Origin of the sequence: Streptomyces tanashiensis (genome assembly GCF_014648895.1) — a bacterium.
Lineage (GTDB): Bacteria > Actinomycetota > Actinomycetes > Streptomycetales > Streptomycetaceae > Streptomyces > Streptomyces tanashiensis.
This window is the reverse complement of sequence record NZ_BMRZ01000019.1, coordinates 136,687-152,713: the sequence shown is the minus strand read 5'-3', so window position 1 is coordinate 152,713 and position 16,027 is coordinate 136,687. Positions and strand designations below refer to the sequence as shown.

15 protein-coding genes are annotated in these 16,027 nt (G+C 71.9%); 12 read left to right on the top strand and 3 right to left on the bottom strand.

From position 1 onward, the window contains the following. Nucleotides 1-25: 25 nt before the first annotated feature. The 8 genes from recG (at nt 26) to mutM (ending at nt 7,344) form a co-directional block, all read left to right on the top strand. Complete coding sequence (gene recG / locus IE237_RS35210; protein WP_189806248.1) at nt 26-2,221, top strand: ATP-dependent DNA helicase RecG; 2,196 nt, start codon at nt 26-28, stop codon at nt 2,219-2,221. A gap of 71 nt (nt 2,222-2,292) precedes the next feature. Next, the gene (gene rsmD / locus IE237_RS35205) at nt 2,293-2,874 is read left to right on the top strand and encodes a 16S rRNA (guanine(966)-N(2))-methyltransferase RsmD (RefSeq protein WP_189806247.1); all 582 of its coding nucleotides are present in this window, start codon (nt 2,293-2,295) and stop codon (nt 2,872-2,874) included. 26 nt (nt 2,875-2,900) lie between these two features. After that, nucleotides 2,901-3,380, top strand: a complete 480-nt coding sequence (gene coaD, locus IE237_RS35200) for a pantetheine-phosphate adenylyltransferase (RefSeq protein WP_189806272.1) — start codon at nt 2,901-2,903, stop codon at nt 3,378-3,380. Between the two features lie 110 nt (nt 3,381-3,490). Further along, nucleotides 3,491-4,543 (top strand): F0F1 ATP synthase subunit B, encoded by a 1,053-nt coding sequence (locus IE237_RS35195; protein ID WP_189806246.1) that lies wholly within the window; start codon nt 3,491-3,493, stop codon nt 4,541-4,543. Between the two features lie 171 nt (nt 4,544-4,714). Next, a complete protein-coding gene (locus IE237_RS35190) occupies nt 4,715-5,335 on the top strand; it encodes a YceD family protein (RefSeq protein ID WP_370468337.1) in 621 nt (206 codons plus the stop codon). 2 nt (nt 5,336-5,337) lie between these two features. Beyond that, nucleotides 5,338-5,511: a 50S ribosomal protein L32 gene (rpmF, locus tag IE237_RS35185; RefSeq protein ID WP_015036448.1), complete on the top strand. Its 174-nt coding sequence runs from the start codon at nt 5,338-5,340 to the stop codon at nt 5,509-5,511. Nucleotides 5,512-5,528: 17 nt separating this feature from the next. After that, on the top strand, nt 5,529-6,323 hold the full coding sequence (gene rnc / locus IE237_RS35180) for a ribonuclease III (protein ID WP_189806245.1): 795 nt from the start codon (nt 5,529-5,531) through the stop codon (nt 6,321-6,323). Between the two features lie 151 nt (nt 6,324-6,474). Next, entirely contained in the window at nt 6,475-7,344 is an 870-nt protein-coding gene (mutM, locus tag IE237_RS35175; RefSeq protein WP_189806244.1) for a bifunctional DNA-formamidopyrimidine glycosylase/DNA-(apurinic or apyrimidinic site) lyase, read from the top strand. A 4-nt stretch (nt 7,345-7,348) separates the two neighbouring features. Here the strand turns inward: mutM and IE237_RS35170 are convergent, their stop codons facing one another. Next, nucleotides 7,349-7,735, bottom strand: coding sequence for a winged helix-turn-helix transcriptional regulator (locus IE237_RS35170; protein ID WP_189806243.1), 387 nt, complete (start codon nt 7,733-7,735; stop codon nt 7,349-7,351). Nucleotides 7,736-7,857: 122 nt separating this feature from the next. On the opposite strand from IE237_RS35170, the gene IE237_RS35165 reads away from it, so the two are divergent. Next, nucleotides 7,858-8,442: a flavodoxin family protein gene (locus tag IE237_RS35165; RefSeq protein WP_189806242.1), complete on the top strand. Its 585-nt coding sequence runs from the start codon at nt 7,858-7,860 to the stop codon at nt 8,440-8,442. 67 nt (nt 8,443-8,509) lie between these two features. Here IE237_RS35165 and IE237_RS35160 read toward each other — a convergent pair whose 3' ends face one another. Continuing rightward, nucleotides 8,510-10,009: an MFS transporter gene (locus IE237_RS35160; protein ID WP_229843878.1), complete on the bottom strand. Its 1,500-nt coding sequence runs from the start codon at nt 10,007-10,009 to the stop codon at nt 8,510-8,512. Nucleotides 10,010-10,144: 135 nt separating this feature from the next. Then, nucleotides 10,145-11,071: a CAP domain-containing protein gene (locus IE237_RS35155; RefSeq protein WP_189806241.1), complete on the bottom strand. Its 927-nt coding sequence runs from the start codon at nt 11,069-11,071 to the stop codon at nt 10,145-10,147. Nucleotides 11,072-11,263: 192 nt separating this feature from the next. Here IE237_RS35155 and IE237_RS35150 point away from each other — a divergent pair, with 192 nt between their 5' ends. From IE237_RS35150 to smc, 3 genes are all read left to right on the top strand, one after another. Further along, a complete protein-coding gene (locus tag IE237_RS35150) occupies nt 11,264-11,545 on the top strand; it encodes an acylphosphatase (protein ID WP_189806240.1) in 282 nt (93 codons plus the stop codon). 389 nt (nt 11,546-11,934) lie between these two features. Further along, nucleotides 11,935-12,153, top strand: coding sequence for a hypothetical protein (locus IE237_RS35145; protein WP_030690660.1), 219 nt, complete (start codon nt 11,935-11,937; stop codon nt 12,151-12,153). A 232-nt stretch (nt 12,154-12,385) separates the two neighbouring features. Next, nucleotides 12,386-15,928 (top strand): chromosome segregation protein SMC, encoded by a 3,543-nt coding sequence (gene smc, locus IE237_RS35140; RefSeq protein ID WP_189806239.1) that lies wholly within the window; start codon nt 12,386-12,388, stop codon nt 15,926-15,928. Nucleotides 15,929-16,027: the final 99 nt, after the last annotated feature.

Sequence of the window (16,027 nt, the reverse complement as noted above, 5' to 3'; positions counted from 1 at the left end):
ACGACTGTCGGTCCCGTGGTGTGCAATGGAGGGCGTGCCCGCGCTCGACGAACCACTCAGCAAGCAGTCCCTCGGCCCCGCCACCACCAAGGTCCTGGCCGAGGCGCTCGACCTGCACACGGTCGGGGACCTGCTCCACCACTACCCCCGCCGGTACGCCGAGCGCGGGGAGCTGACCACCCTCGCCGACCTGCCGCTCGACGAGCACGTCACGGTGGTCGCGCAGGTCGCCGACGCCCGTGTGCTCACGTTCAACGGCTCCAAGGGACGCGGCCAGCGCCTCGAAGTGACCATCACCGACGGCAGCGGCCGCCTCCAGCTGGTCTTCTTCGGCAAGGGCGTGCACAAGCCCCACCACGACCTGCTGCCCGGCACCCGCGCGATGTTCGCCGGCAAGGTCTCGCTCTTCAACCGGCGCCTCCAGCTCGCCCACCCCTCGTACGAACTCCTCCGCGGCGACAGCGAGGCCGCCGTGGACACCTGGGCCGGCGCCCTCATCCCGATCTACCCGGCCACCACCAAGATGGAGTCCTGGAAGATCGCGAAGGCCGTCCACGCCGTCCTGCCGAGCGCCGCCGACGCCGTCGACCCGCTGCCGCCCGCCCTGCGCGAGGGCCGCGGCCTCGTCGAGCTGCCCGAGGCCCTGGAGCTGATCCACCGGCCCCGCACCAAGGCCGACATCGCCGCCGCCCGTGAGCGGCTCAAGTGGGACGAGGCCTTCGTCCTCCAGGTCGCCCTCGCCCGCCGCCGGCACGCCGACACCCAACTGCCCGCCGTCGCCCGGAGGCCCGCCCCCGACGGCATCCTCGACGCCTTCGACGCCAAGCTGCCCTTCACCCTCACCGACGGCCAGACGAAGGTCTCCAAGGAGATCTTCGACGACCTCGCCACCGAACACCCCATGCACCGCCTCCTCCAGGGCGAGGTCGGCAGCGGAAAGACGATGGTCGCGCTGCGCGCCATGCTCGCCGTCGTCGACTCCGGCGGGCAGGCCGCGATGCTCGCCCCCACCGAGGTCCTCGCCCAGCAGCACCACCGCTCCGTCATCGAGATGATGGGCGAGCTCGCCGAGGGAGGCATGCTCGGCGGCTCCGACCGCGCCACCAAGGTCGTCCTGCTCACCGGCTCCATGGGCGCCGCCGCCCGCCGCCAGGCCCTGCTCGACCTGGTCACCGGCGAGGCCGGCCTCGTCATCGGCACGCACGCGCTGATCGAGGACAAGGTCAAGTTCCACGACCTCGGCCTCGTCGTCGTCGACGAGCAGCACCGCTTCGGCGTCGAACAGCGCGACGCCCTCAGGGGCAAGGGGAAGCAGCCCCCGCACCTCCTCGTCATGACCGCCACCCCCATCCCGCGCACGGTCGCCATGACCGTCTTCGGCGACCTGGAGACCTCCGTCCTCGACCAGCTGCCCGCCGGCCGCTCGCCGATCGCCAGCCATGTCGTCCCCGCCGCCGACAAGCCGCACTTCCTCGCGCGCGCCTGGGAGCGGGTCCGGGAAGAGGTGGGCAACGGGCACCAGGCCTACGTCGTCTGCCCCCGCATCGGCGACGAGGAGGACCAGAAGAAGAAGTCCAAGGCGTCCCCCGAGGACGAGGCCGAGAAGCGCCCGCCGCTGGCCGTCCTCGACGTCGCCGAGAAGCTCCGCACCGGCCCCCTCGCGGGCCTGCGCATCGCCGTCCTGCACGGCCGCATGCACCCCGACGACAAGGACGACGTCATGCGCCGCTTCGCCGCCGGCGAGCTCGACGTCCTCGTCGCCACCACCGTCATCGAGGTCGGCGTCAACGTGCCCAACGCCACCGCCATGGTGATCATGGACGCCGACCGCTTCGGCGTCTCCCAGCTCCACCAGCTCCGCGGCCGCGTCGGCCGCGGCTCCGCCCCCGGCCTCTGCCTCCTCGTCAGCGAGATGCCCGAGGCGAGCCCCGCACGGCAGCGGCTCAACGCCGTCGCCACCACCCTCGACGGCTTCGAGCTCTCCCGCATCGACCTCGAACAGCGGCGCGAGGGCGACGTCCTGGGCCAGGCCCAGTCCGGCGTCCGCTCCTCGCTGCGGGTGCTCACCGTCATCGACGACGAGGAGGTCATCGCCGCCGCGCGCGAGGAGGCCACCGCCCTCGTCCTCGCCGATCCCGACCTCACCGCCCACCCGGGCCTGCGCACCGCGCTCGACGCCCTCCTCAGCGAGGAGCGGGAGGAGTACCTCGAGAAGGGCTGAGAAGGGCTGAGCGCCCGACCGCGGCCATATCCTGGGACGTACGCATTGGACGACGCAGGACGAGGACACCGATGACCCGCGTGATCGCCGGTACCGCCGGCGGACGGCGCCTGGCCGTGCCCCCCGGCAACGGCACCCGCCCCACCTCCGACCGGGCACGGGAAGGCCTCTTCTCCACCTGGGAGTCGTTCCACGGCCTCGCCGGGTCCCGGGTCGCCGACCTGTACGCGGGCTCCGGCGCCGTGGGTCTGGAGGCGCTCTCCCGGGGGGCCGTGCACGCCCTCCTCGTCGAGGCCGACCCCCGCGCCGCGAAGACGATCCGGGACAACGTCCGCTCGATCGGACTCCCCGGCGCCGAACTCCGCACCGGCCGGGCCGAGCAGATCGTGACGGGACCGGCCCCGGCCGATCCGTACGACCTGGTCTTCCTCGACCCGCCGTACGCCGTCGGGGACGACGATCTCCGCGAGATTCTCCTCACACTGCGCTCAGGGGGCTGGCTGAGCGAGGATGCCCTCGTCACCGTGGAGCGCAGCACCCGAGGCGGGGAATTCGGCTGGCCGGCCGGGTTCGAGGCCCTGCGGTCCCGTCGCTACGGCGAGGGAACGTTTTGGTACGGTCGCGCCGCCTCTACGTGCGAAGACGCACGATGACCGGACCGGAGAGCGAGGGACCCAAGTTGCGCCGCGCCGTCTGTCCGGGGTCATTCGACCCCATCACCAACGGACATCTCGACATCATCGCCCGCGCGTCCAAGCTGTACGACGTCGTACACGTCGCGGTGATGATCAACCAGTCGAAGAAGGGCCTCTTCACGGTCGACGAGCGGATCGAGCTGATCCGTGAGGTCACCGCCGACTTCGGCAACGTCGAGGTGGAGTCCTTCCACGGCCTCCTCGTCGACTTCTGCAAGCAGCGCGACATCCCCGCGATCGTCAAGGGCCTGCGCGCCGTCAGCGACTTCGACTACGAGCTGCAGATGGCCCAGATGAACAACGGCCTCTCGGGCGTGGAGACCCTGTTCGTCCCCACCAACCCGACCTACAGCTTCCTCTCCTCCTCCCTGGTCAAGGAGGTGGCGGCCTGGGGCGGCGACGTCTCGCACCTCGTCCCGCCGCTGGTCCTCGGCCGGCTGACCGAGCGGCTCGCGCAGAAGTGACGCGCGGCCACCGCCGCTGACGCTCCGTCACCTGGTGTCGGACGGGCGCCGACTGCCCTTACAGTCGTCCCGTCCGTCTCCATCCAGCTGTAGAGAGTGGCGAGCACCAGGTGGACGTGCAGAAGAAGCTCGACGAGATCGTCGCGACCGTGCAGGGCGCCCGCTCCATGCCCATGTCGGCATCCTGCGTGGTCAACCGCGCCGAGCTGCTCGCCTTGCTCGAAGAGGTGCGGGAGGCCCTGCCCGGCTCCCTCGCCCAGGCCCAGGAGCTGATCGGCGGCCGCGAGCAGATGGTCGAGCAGGCCCGCCAGGAGGCCGAGCGGATCATCGAGGCCGCCCACGCCGAGCGGGGCTCGATCGTCTCCGACACCCAGGTCGCCCGGCAGTCGCAGGAGGAGGCCGACCGGATCCTCTCCGAGGCCCGCCGCGAGGCCGAGGAGGTCAAGGCCGAGGCCGACGACTACGTCGACTCCAAGCTCGCCAACTTCGAGGTCGTCCTCAACAAGACCATCGGCTCCGTCGACCGCGGGCGGGAGAAGCTCCTCGGCCGCGGCCCGGGCCTCGACCAGGACGGCTACGCCGACGCGGACGCCCCCGAGTACAGCGCCGACCCGCAGACCCTGATCCAGCGGGCCGACGCGTACGTGGACGCCAAGCTGGGCGCCTTCGAGGCCGTCCTCAGCAAGACCCTGGAGGCCGTCGGGCGGGGCCGGCAGAAGCTGCACGGCCGGATCGCCACCGACGCCCTCGGTGAGCACATGGCCGCACAGGACGGCCTGGGCGGCGCGGTGCACACCAGCGACGCCGACTACCTGGCCGGGCTCGCGGAGCTCTCCGACCCCGCGCCGGCGCAGCCGCAGGCCCCGCAGATCCCGGCGCAGCAGCCCGACCCGTACGGCTACCAGCAGCCCCAGCAGCCCCAGCAGGACCCCGCCTACGCGTACCAGCAGCAGGACGCCTACGGTTACCAGCAGCAGGACCCCTACGCGTACCAGGGGCAGTACGGCTACGAACAGCAGCAGTACGACCCCCAGGGCCAGGTCCACGCACAGCCCCACCACCAGCAGCAGCAGCAGCAGGCCGCCGCGCTCGACGAGACCAGCTTCTTCGACACGAGCATGATCGACCTGGAGCAGCTGCGCCGGTACGAACAGGGACAGTAAGGGGCACGGGGCCCGGATTGGGCCCTGAGCGAAGCGTCCAGTATCCTGGCTCTTCGGTCGCGCTATGTCCGCGATCCTTGCTGCCCACGTCTGGCAGCCTCCTCTACGCAGCAGAACGATCCGAAAGCAGGAAGAGCCCTGAGCACGCGCCTCGACCACCGCAACCCCCTCGTGTTCGACACGCACGAGCTGGGGCGGCGTCCTGGCGCCCTCCAGAGGATCTCCCGCTCGATCGAGGCCCCCCGGGACCTGGGCGTCGAAGGAGTGATCGGAGTGCCCGAGGGCGCTCCGGTGGAAATCGATCTCCGTCTTGAGTCGGTCATGGAAGGGGTGCTTGTCACAGGCACCGCCCGTGCATCGGCCGAGGGGGAGTGCGTAAGGTGTCTGGAGCCCGTCGAGCTGGAGCTCGACGTGGACTTCCAGGAGATGTTCTCGTACCCCGACTCCGACGACCGGGGCCGCTCCAGGGCGGCCGCGGACGACGAAGCCGAGGCAGACGAGGACATGATCCCCCTCGAGGACGGCATGTTCGACCTCGAACCCGTGCTGCGTGATGCGGTGGTGCTCGCACTGCCGATGCAGCCGGTGTGCCGGGAGGACTGTGCAGGCCTGTGTTCCGAGTGTGGAACCAACCTGAACGAGAACCCGGACCACCACCACGACGCCGTCGACATCCGTTGGGCGGCACTGCAGGGACTCGCCGGTTCGCTGGGAACCGATGAGAAGGACAACATGAGCGGCAAAGCCTCTGACGGGGACGTCCGAAGCGCCGCCGAGAAGCAGGAGAAGTAGCCGTGGCTGTTCCGAAGCGGAAGATGTCGCGCAGCAACACGCGCCACCGCCGGTCGCAGTGGAAGGCTGCGGTCCCCACCCTGGTTTCGTGTGAGCGTTGCCAGGAGCCGAAGCTGCAGCACATCGCGTGCCCGAGCTGCGGCACCTACAACAAGCGCCAGGTCCTCTCGGTCTGAGGCTGGTGAGAGGCACGATGTCTGAGAGCATCAGCGCAGCCTCGTCCCACACGCTTCTGGAAGGGCGGCTCGGGTATCAGCTCGAGTCCGCCCTTCTGGTGCGTGCGCTGACCCACCGCTCGTACGCGTACGAGAACGGCGGTCTGCCCACCAACGAGCGTCTGGAGTTCCTCGGGGACTCCGTGCTCGGCCTGGTGGTCACGGACACGCTGTACCGCACCCACCCCGATCTGCCGGAAGGCCAGCTGGCCAAACTGCGGGCCGCGGTGGTCAACTCGCGTGCGCTGGCGGAGGTCGGCCGCGGCCTCGAACTCGGCTCCTTCATCCGGCTCGGCCGGGGCGAAGAGGGCACGGGCGGCCGGGACAAGGCGTCCATCCTCGCCGACACCCTTGAAGCGGTGATCGGCGCGGTCTATCTCGACCAGGGCCTCGACGCGGCGTCCGAGCTGGTGCACCGGCTCTTCGACCCGCTGATCGAGAAGTCCTCGAACCTCGGTGCCGGCCTGGACTGGAAGACCAGCCTCCAGGAGCTCACCGCGGCCGAGGGTCTGGGTGTTCCGGAGTACCTCGTCTCCGAGGAGGGTCCGGACCACGAGAAGACCTTTACTGCTGCCGCCCGCGTCGGTGGTGTCTCGTACGGCACCGGCACCGGCCGCAGCAAGAAGGAAGCGGAGCAGCAGGCCGCGGAATCCGCGTGGCGTGCGATCCGCGCGGCCGCGGACGAGCGTGCGGCGGCGGCGAAGGCCGCGGCCGACGCCGGCACGGCCGGCGAGCAGGACCGGACGGACGGGGTCACCCCCGCCACCGCCTGACCGCGGCCCCGCGCATTTTCCGCACTCCTTCAGCGGAGTCTTCCCGCCCGCCCCCGCCAGGGGCGGGCGGAGCCGTTTCCGGGGGAGGGGGCGGGTCCTTCCCGGGCGGTAGGCTGGCCGGACCACCCCGCACCCCCTCCGGAGGAGTCCCGTGCCCGAGCTGCCCGAGGTCGAGGTCGTACGGCGCGGTCTGGAGCGCTGGGTCGCCGGACGGACCGTGACCGAGGTCGAGGTGCTGCACCCCAGGGCCGTACGACGCCATCCGGCGGGTGGCGAGGACTTCGCGGCCCGGCTGAAGGGGCAGCGCTTCGAGGTGGCGCGGCGGCGCGGGAAGTACCTGTGGGTGCCGCTGGCGGAGACCGGGACGTCCGTCCTGGGGCACCTCGGGATGAGCGGTCAGCTCCTGGTGCAGCCGGAGGGCGCCCCGGACGAGAAGCACCTCCGCATCCGCATCCGCTTCGACGACTCGGCCGGCACCGAGCTGCGCTTCGTCGACCAGCGCACCTTCGGCGGGCTCTCGCTGCACGACCAGACCCCCGCCGGGACCGACGGGCTTCCGGACGTCATCGCGCACATCGCCCGCGATCCGCTGGATCCGGTGTTCGACGACGCCGCCTTCCAGAGCGCGCTGCGGCTGCGCCGTACGACGATCAAGCGGGCGCTGCTCGACCAGTCGCTGATCAGCGGCGTCGGCAACATCTACGCGGACGAGGCGCTCTGGCGGTCGAAGCTGCACTACGACCGCCCGACGGCCTCTCTGACCCGCCCGCGCTCGGCCGAGCTGCTCGGCCATGTCCGGGACGTGATGAACGCGGCACTCGTCGCCGGCGGCACCAGCTTCGACAGCCTGTACGTGAACGTCAACGGCGAGTCCGGCTACTTCGACCGCTCGCTCGACGCGTACGGACGCGAGGACGAGCCCTGTCACCGCTGCGGTACGCCGATGCGGCGACGGGCCTGGATGAACCGGTCCAGCTACTTCTGCCCGCGCTGCCAGCGCCCGCCGCGCACCACCGCCTGAGCTCTCAGGCCGTGACGGGGGCCGCGCGCTCCGCGTCGTAACTCTCGCGCGCCGCCTCCACCTGGGGCATCCGCCCCTCCACCAGCTCGATCAGGCCGATCAGCCGGTCCGCGATCTCGCGGCCGAGCGGGGTGAGCCGGTAGTCGACCCGCGGCGGGTTCGTGGGCTGGGCCTCGCGGTGGACGAGGCCGTCGCGCTCCAGGGCGTGCAGGGTCTGCGACAGCATCTTCTCGCTCACGCCGTCGACCCGGCGCCGCAGCTCGTTGAAGCGGAACGTCCCTTCGTGCAGGGCGCCCAGGGTGAGGCTGCCCCAGCGGCCCGTCACGTGCTCCAGCGTGCCGCGCGAGGGGCAGGCGCGCGCGAACACGTCGTAGGCGAGGTCGTCAGTCATGGGTCCACCGTACTCTCGCGCAGCGCTTACTGCCACGGGTGCGCTATCTACAGGCTTGCGCTATCCAAAAGTTAGTGCTCTACTTCTGGTCATACCCCGCACACCCCTTCGAGGAGCACTCTGTGACCACGCCCGTCGTCTCCATCGCCTACCACTCCGGTTACGGCCACACCGCCGTCCTGGCCGAGGCCGTCCGTGACGGCGCCGCCGACGCGGGCGCCACCGTCCACCTGATCAAGGTCGACGAGATCACCGACGCCGAGTGGGAGCTCCTCGACGCCTCCGACGCGATCGTCTTCGGCTCGCCGACCTACATGGGCACCGCCTCCGGCGCCTTCCACCAGTTCGCCGAGGCCACCTCGAAGCGCTGGTTCACCGACGCCTGGCTGGACAAGCTCGCCGCGGGCTTCACCAACTCCGGCTCCAAGAGCGGCGACAAGCTGCACACCCTGCAGTTCTTCCAGACCCTCGCCGGCCAGCACGGCATGACCTGGGTCAACCTGGGCCTGAAGCCCGGCTGGAACAGCAGCGAGGCCTCCGAGAACGACCTCAACCGCCTCGGCTTCTTCTCCGGCGCCGGCGCCCAGACCCACACCGACCAGGGCCCCGAGGGCGTCCACAAGGCCGACGTCGCCACCGCCGAGCACCTCGGCCGCCGCGTCGCCGCCACGGCCCGCACCTTCGCGGCCGGCAAGGCCGCCGTCTGACACCCCCGCGTCCTGCGGAAGGGCCCCGTCACCATGAGGGTGACGGGGCCCTCGGGCGTTCACGCGATCATGTGCCGCCGACGTGGACGGTGTGCGCGTGGGACGCCGCGGCCGCTCCGTAGGCGCCCGGTCCGACCCGGCGCCGGCGGGCCCGGACCGCCAGGACCGACAGCAGCATGCCCACCCCGGAGGCGATCGCGAGCAGCAGGCACGCGCCGGACAGACCGGCCGCCAGGGCGTCCGCCGCCCCGTCCCCCTCCGCGAGCCGATCCGCTCCCACCGTCGCGTTGACCGTCGCCACGGCCGCCGTGAACGCCGCGGCACCGATGTAGCGCGCCATGTTCGAGATGCCGGAGGCCGCTCCGACGTCGGCGGCGGACACCGTCGACGTGGACGCCGAACTCGCCGGACCGTTGACGAACCCCAGACCCGCGGCCAGGAGCACGAGCGGCAGGACGAACGCCGCGTACCGCCAGTCGCCCTGGACGAAGACCAGCAGCACGCAACCGGCCGTCGCCGCCGCGAAGCCGAGAGCGATCACGGGTCCGATGCCGAGCAGTTGGACCATCCGGGGGACCAGGGGCGTGACCGCGATCAGACCCACCGTCGCGGGCAGCGTGGCCAGGCCCGCCTCGAACGGGCTCAGCGCGAGCGTGGCGGGGTTCTGGAAGTAGAGGCTGACCAGATACATCAGACCGTTGATGACGCCCGCGCTCAGCAGGATCCCGACCGTCGCCCCGATCAGTACGCGGTCCTTCAGCAGCCGCAGGTCGACCAGTGGTGCCTCGACCCGCCGCTCCACCGCGACGAACGCCACGCACGACACCGCCGCCACCGCGAAGCACCCCAGCACCGCGGCCGAGGTCCAGCCCCACTCCGCCCCCTCGCTGAGCGCGAGGAGCGCCGGGGCGAGGACGGCGGCGATCAGTACCGTCCCCGCGAAGTCGATCGAGCGGCTGCGCGTCGGATCGCGGGACTCGGCGACCCCCTTCAACGTGATCGGTACGCAGGCGAGCGCCACCGCCGCATCGATCCAGAACAGGCCCTGCCAGCCCGTGCCGTCCACCAGCAGACCACCGAGCAACGGCCCGGCCGCGGCGCCCACCGCCGACGCGCCACCCCACAGCGTCACCGCCCGGACCTGCCCTTCCCCCGAGGTGGACACGGACAGCAGGCTCATCCCACAGGCCAGGATCGTCGCCCCCGCCGCCCCCTGGATCGCCCGGCCCGCGATCACCCCGCCTCCGCTGTCGGAGAGCGCGATGAGCACGCACGAGACGATGAACAGCACCAGGCCGCCCAGGAAGACCAGCCGTCGTCCGAACACGTCGCCGAGGGCCCCCGAGGTGACGATCACCGCCGCTCCGACCAGCGAATACCCGGTGACGGCCCACTGCAGGGCGTCCAGGGACATGCCGGTGTCCTCACTGATCGCCGGCAGCAGGATGCTCACCGCCGAGGTGTTCGCGTTGACGACCAAGGTCGAGACGCAGGTCGCGATGAGCACGGCCGCCGGGGCCGCCGTGCCGGCGCCTTCGGCGGCCGCACCCTGTTCCTGGATGTTCACAGGGGCAGGGTCACACGCGGTGCGCCGCCCCGCAGTTCGGCCACGGCCACCGGAACGCGGTGTGGGCCGCCCCGGTGCCGAATTCACGGCCCGGGACGGCCCACCTCAAGAAATACGCTTTGACCTGCGGGAACCTCAGTAGCCGAAGTCCTGGGTCCACCAGGGGCCGCCGTCGCCGAAGGCGACGCCCACGCCCAGGGTGGTGAAGTCGCAGTTCAGGATGTTGGCGCGGTGGCCGTCGCTGTTCATCCAGGACGCCATGACCGCCGCCGCGTCCACCTGGCCGCGCGCGATGTTCTCGCCGCCCATGCCCGTGACGCCGGCCTGCTCCGCCCGGGCCCACGGGGTGTCGCCGTCCGGGTCGGTGTGGTCGAAGAAGCCCCGGGTGGCCATGTCCGCGCTGAACGCGCCGGCCAGGGACGCGAGCCGCGCGTCGGCGCGGACCGGGGTGCAGCCCACCTTGGCGCGTTCGGCGTTGACCAGCCGGAGGACCTCGGCCTCGGCGGCCTCGCTCCGGTCGGCGGTGGAGGTGACCGGGGCCTTCGCCGTCGGCGCCGCCGTGGTCGGGTCCGGCTTCGGCGCGGGCGCCTTCGTCGTGGGCGCGGCCGAGGCCTTCGTGGGCACGGGCTTCGGGGCGGGCGCCTTCGTCCTCGTCCTGGTCGGGGTCGGAGTGGGGGTCGGCTTCGGCTTCGCCTTCGGGGTGACCTTCGGGCTCGGCTTCGCGGACGGGGCCGCCACGGGGGAGGTGCGGGCTCTGCCCGTGTCCGTCCCGGTGCCCGTGCCGGTCGGGGTCTGCGTCGCCCCGCCCTGCGTCGTCAGCTCCGGGGCCTGCCGGGTCTGGACCTGGCGCTCGCTCGTACCGGCGCTTCCGACGGTGAACGTGTCCCCGCCGGGGAGCAGACCCGAGGCGACGGCGACGGCGCCGACCGCCACGGCCGCGGAGGCGCCGAGCAGGCCGTTGCGCACGGGCCGGCGGCGACGGGCACCCCGGTCGGGGCGGCCCGAACCGGCCGCGTAGTCTTCTGCGGCGGGTGCGGCGCCGGAGCGACGGTGGCGTCCCATCTGCCCTGCCTTCCTCTGCTGGTCTTCGCTGGCTCTTTGCCGGGCTTTGCTGATCTTTGCTGTCGGTACCGGTCCGGAACGGCAGTCGAACGGTGCGCGCCCGAACGGGTGAGGCGTGTTCGGTCGGGACTGTAGTCCATGAGAAGCAGGGGCGATGTGCTGATCTGGCAATCCGCCCGCTAGCGTGCAGTCATGAGTGACGACGCACGGATGACCGCCTGGGTGCGCGGTCGGGTACAGGGAGTGGGCTTCCGCTGGTTCACCAGGGCAAACGCCTTGGAGATCGGTGGCCTGGTGGGCTTCGCCCTGAACCTCGACGACGGCCGGGTGCAGGTCGTGGCCGAGGGGTCGCGTGAGAATTGCCACCGTCTGCTCGACTGGCTCCACTCCGACGACACACCCGGACGCGTGGACGGTGTGACTGAGATCTGGGACACCCCGCGCGGCGGCTACGACGGATTCGCCATCCGCTGACGATCACGCTCCGACACCCCGCCCGGTGACCCAGAGCGGTGCCGGGCGGACGGGCGGTAACAGGGGTGTGACCAGCGAACCGCCTGATGGTTGCCAACTGACGCCGAGCGTGCAAGGCTGCCCGGTAAGGATGATCGCGACGCCCCCGAGGCACCGAGTTCGAAGGCCCCGCCGCCCGCTGAGCGGCCGTGGACTCCTCGGTAGCCCTTCAAACGGGGCGTGATCGTGTTGACCGTCAAACTTTTTGGTGAGACGCTGGAATCCCCGCGCACCTTAGCTGTTTGGCAGTGGAACCGGCACGACAAGCAGTACTGCCGAGCACCGCGGGTGCGAATCCCTCACGACCCACACCGCTTCGGTCGGTCACTCATTGTGGAGGACCATCCATCATGGCAAAGGCGCTTCTCGGTTACGTCGGCGGCTCCGACCCGCGACTCCTCGCCGAGATGCGACGGCTTCAGCAGCGCGTCCAGGACCTCGAATCCGAGCTGGTACGGATCCAGTCCGAGAACGACACGCTCGCCGCTGCCGCCGCTCAGCACCAGGGAGAGTCGCTGCTGAACAGCATCGACCTCGACGTACCCCAGGCAGAGCCTGCGCTCACCTGACAACCCAGCCCCCAGGGGCCAGGTGGAAAGCATTCTCGTCGGCGCAGCCGGACACCCACACAGCTGATCGTGCGGATCGACGCACGCGCACGACAGCTGGACCTGCAAGGGGCGCCTCGGCGTCCCTTCTCTCTTTCACCCGTTGTTTCCCCCGCGTACCACCCCTCCTCATCCGAGGATCTGCCCCACGCCGTCGCGGGCGAAACGCACGGGCCCCGGTAGAGTCCCCGGAGTGCACCTCAAGGCCCTGACCCTCCGCGGATTCAAGTCGTTCGCCTCGGCCACCACGCTGCGGTTCGAGCCGGGAATCACCTGTGTCGTGGGCCCCAACGGATCGGGCAAGTCCAACGTGGTGGACGCCCTCTCCTGGGTCATGGGCGAGCAGGGCGCCAAGTCGCTGCGCGGCGGCAAGATGGAGGACGTCATCTTCGCCGGCACGACCGGGCGCCCCCCGCTCGGCCGCGCCGAGGTCTCGCTGACCATCGACAACTCCGACGGCGCGCTGCCCATCGACTACGCCGAGGTCACCCTCACCCGGATCATGTTCCGCGGCGGCAGCAGCGAGTACCAGATCAACGGCGACACCTGCCGCCTGCTCGACTTCCAGGACCTGCTCTCCGACTCCGGCATCGGACGCGAGATGCACGTCATCGTCGGACAGGGACAGCTCGACTCGGTGCTGCACGCCGACCCGATGGGCCGGCGCGCCTTCATCGAGGAGGCCGCCGGCGTCCTCAAGCACCGCAAGCGGAAAGAGAAGGCGCTGCGGAAACTGGACGCGATGCAGGCCAACCTCGCGCGCGTGCAGGACCTCACCGACGAACTCCGCCGCCAGCTCAAGCCGCTGGGCCGGCAGGCCGCCGTCGCCCGCCGCGCCGTCGTCATCCAGTCCGATCTCCGCGACGCCCGGCTCCGCCTTCTCGCCGACGACCTCGTCCGGCTCCAGCAGGCGCTCACGGCGGAGGTCGCCGACGAGGCGGCGCTGCTCGCCCGCAAGGAGGCCACCGAGGCCGAACTGCGCGCCGCCCTCGCCGAGGAGGCCGGTCTGGAGGCGGAGGCCCGCACCCTCGTGCCCCGTCTGGAGCGCGCGCAGCAGAACTGGTACGCCCTCTCCCAGCTCGCCGAGCGCGTCCGGGGCACCGTCTCCCTGGCCGACGCGCGCGTGAAGAGCGCCACCGCCGCACCCGCCGAGGAACGCCGCGGCCGCGACCCGGAGGACCTGGAGCGCGAGGCCGCCCGCGTCCGTGAACAGGAGGCGGAGCTCGAAGCCGCCCTGGAGGCCGCCGAGCGCGCCCTGGAGGACACCGTCGCCCACCGCGCGGACCTGGAGCGGACCCTCGCGGCCGAGGAGCGCCGCCTCAAGGACCTGGCCCGTGCCATCGCCGACCGGCGCGAGGGCCTCGCCCGGCTCCACGGCCAGGCCAACGCGGCCCGCTCGCGCGCCGCCTCCGCCCAGGCCGAGATCGACCGGCTCGCCGCCGCCCGAGACGAGGCCGCGGAGCGGGCCGCCGCCGCCCAGGAGGAGTACGAGCAGCTCAAGGCCGAGGTCGACGGCCTCGACGCGGAGGACACCGAGCAGAGCGAGCGGTACGAGGCCGCCCGCCGCGAACTCGCCGACGCGGAGGCCGCGCTGAGCGCCGCCCGCGAGGCCGCCGCCGACGCCGAGCGCCGCCGCGCCGCGACCCGGGCCCGGCACGACACCCTCGCCCTCGGGCTGCGCCGCAAGGACGGCACGGGAGCGCTGCTCTCCGCGGGGCTCAGCGGAATCCTCGGCCCGGCGGCCGAACTCCTCACCGTCACCCCGGGGTACGAGATCCCCGTCGCAGCCGCCCTCGGCGCGGCCGCCGACGCGCTCGCCGCCGATGGGCCCTCCGCCGCCGCGGAGGCCCTGCGCCTGCTGCGCAAGCAGGACGCGGGCCGGGCCTCCCTGATCCTGGCGGGCACCCCCGAGCCGATCCCGGCCGGGGCCTCCGAGCCGGCCGAAGGACACCCGTACGCCGCCGATCTGGTCCGCGGACCCGCCGAACTCCTGGGCGCCGTCCGCCGGTTGCTCGCCGGGATCGTGGTCGTCGGTGACCTCGACGAGGCCGCCGAGCTGGTCAGGACCCGGCCCGCGCTGACCGCCGTCACCGCCGAAGGCGACCTGCTCGGGGCGCACTTCGCGCAGGGCGGCTCCGCCGGCGCGCCCAGCCTCCTGGAGGTCCAGGCCTCGGTCGCCGAGGCCGCCGCCGAGCTCGACGAACTGGGCGTCCTGTGCGAGGAGTCCGCCGCCGCGCGCGACGAGGCCGGGGAGCGCCGCCGCGCCGCCGCGTCGCTCGTCGAGGAGCTCGACACCCGCCGCCGGGCCGGTGAGCGCGAGAGGTCCGCCGTCGCGCAGCGGCTCGGGCGGCTCGCCGGGCAGGCCAGGGGAGCGGCGGGGGAGGCCGAGCGCACCGCGGCGGCCGCCGCCCGTGCCCAGGAGGCGCTGGAGAAGGCCGCCGCCGAGGCCGAGGAGCTGACCGAACGGCTCCTCGTGGCCGAGGAGATGCCGGCCGAGGACGAGCCCGACACCTCCACGCGCGACCGGCTCGCGATCGACGGCTCCAACGCGCGCCAGACCGAGATGGAGGCGCGGCTCCAGGTCCGTACCCACGAGGAGCGGGTCAAGGCGCTCGCCGGGCGGGCCGACTCGCTCGACCGGGCCGCCCGCGCCGAACGGGAGGCACGCGCGCGTGCCGAACAGCGCCGGGCCCGGCTGCGCCACGAGGAGCGCGTCGCGGGCGCGGTCGGCGCCGGCGCCAGGTCCCTCCTGGCCCATGTGGAGGTCTCGCTGGTCCGCGCCGAGCGGGAGCGGGCGGTGGCCGAGGCGGCGAGGGCCGACCGGGAGCGGGGCCTGACGGTCGCCCGGGCCCGGGGCAGGGACCTCAAGGCCGAGCTCGACAAGCTGACGGACTCCGTGCACCGGGGCGAGGTGCTCGGCGCGGAGAAGCGGCTGCGGATCGAGCAGCTGGAGGCGAAGGCGCTGGAGGAGTTCGGGGTGGAGGCGACCGCGCTGGTCGCCGAGTACGGCCCGGACCAGCCCGTGCCCCCGGCGCCAACGGCGGAGGGGGATCCGGAGGAGGCGTCCGATGTCCGCCCGCGGCCGTTCGTCCGTTCGGAGCAGGAGAAGCGGCTGAAGGCCGCCGAACGGGCGTACCACCAGCTCGGCAAGGTCAATCCGCTGGCCCTGGAGGAGTTCGCGGCCCTGGAGGAGCGGCACCGGTTCCTCTCGGAGCAGCTGGAGGACCTGAAGAAGACCCGTACCGACCTGCTTCAGGTCGTGAAGGAGGTCGACCTGCGCGTCGAGCAGGTCTTCACCGAGGCCTACCGGGACACCGCCCGCGAGTTCGAGGGCGTCTTCTCGCGGCTCTTCCCGGGCGGCGAGGGCCGGCTCGTCCTCACCGACCCGGACAACATGCTCACCACCGGCGTCGAGGTGGAGGCCCGTCCTCCGGGCAAGAAGGTCAAGCGCCTCTCGCTGCTCTCCGGCGGGGAGCGCTCGCTGACCGCCGTGGCGCTGCTGGTCTCGATCTTTAAGGCCAGGCCCAGCCCGTTCTATGTGATGGACGAGGTCGAGGCGGCGCTCGACGACACCAATCTCCAGCGGCTGATCCGGATCATGCGGGAGCTCCAGGAGTCCTCGCAGCTGATCGTGATCACGCACCAGAAGCGGACGATGGAGGTCGCGGACGCGCTGTACGGCGTGTCCATGCAGGGCGACGGCGTCTCGAAGGTGATCAGCCAGCGACTGCGCTGAGCTGCACTCGTTCAAGTGTTGAACTCAAGCATCCTCGCCATGCTCCTAAAGTCACACGACATCGACTATTGACTTAGAAACTTGAAGGCATAGTCTCTG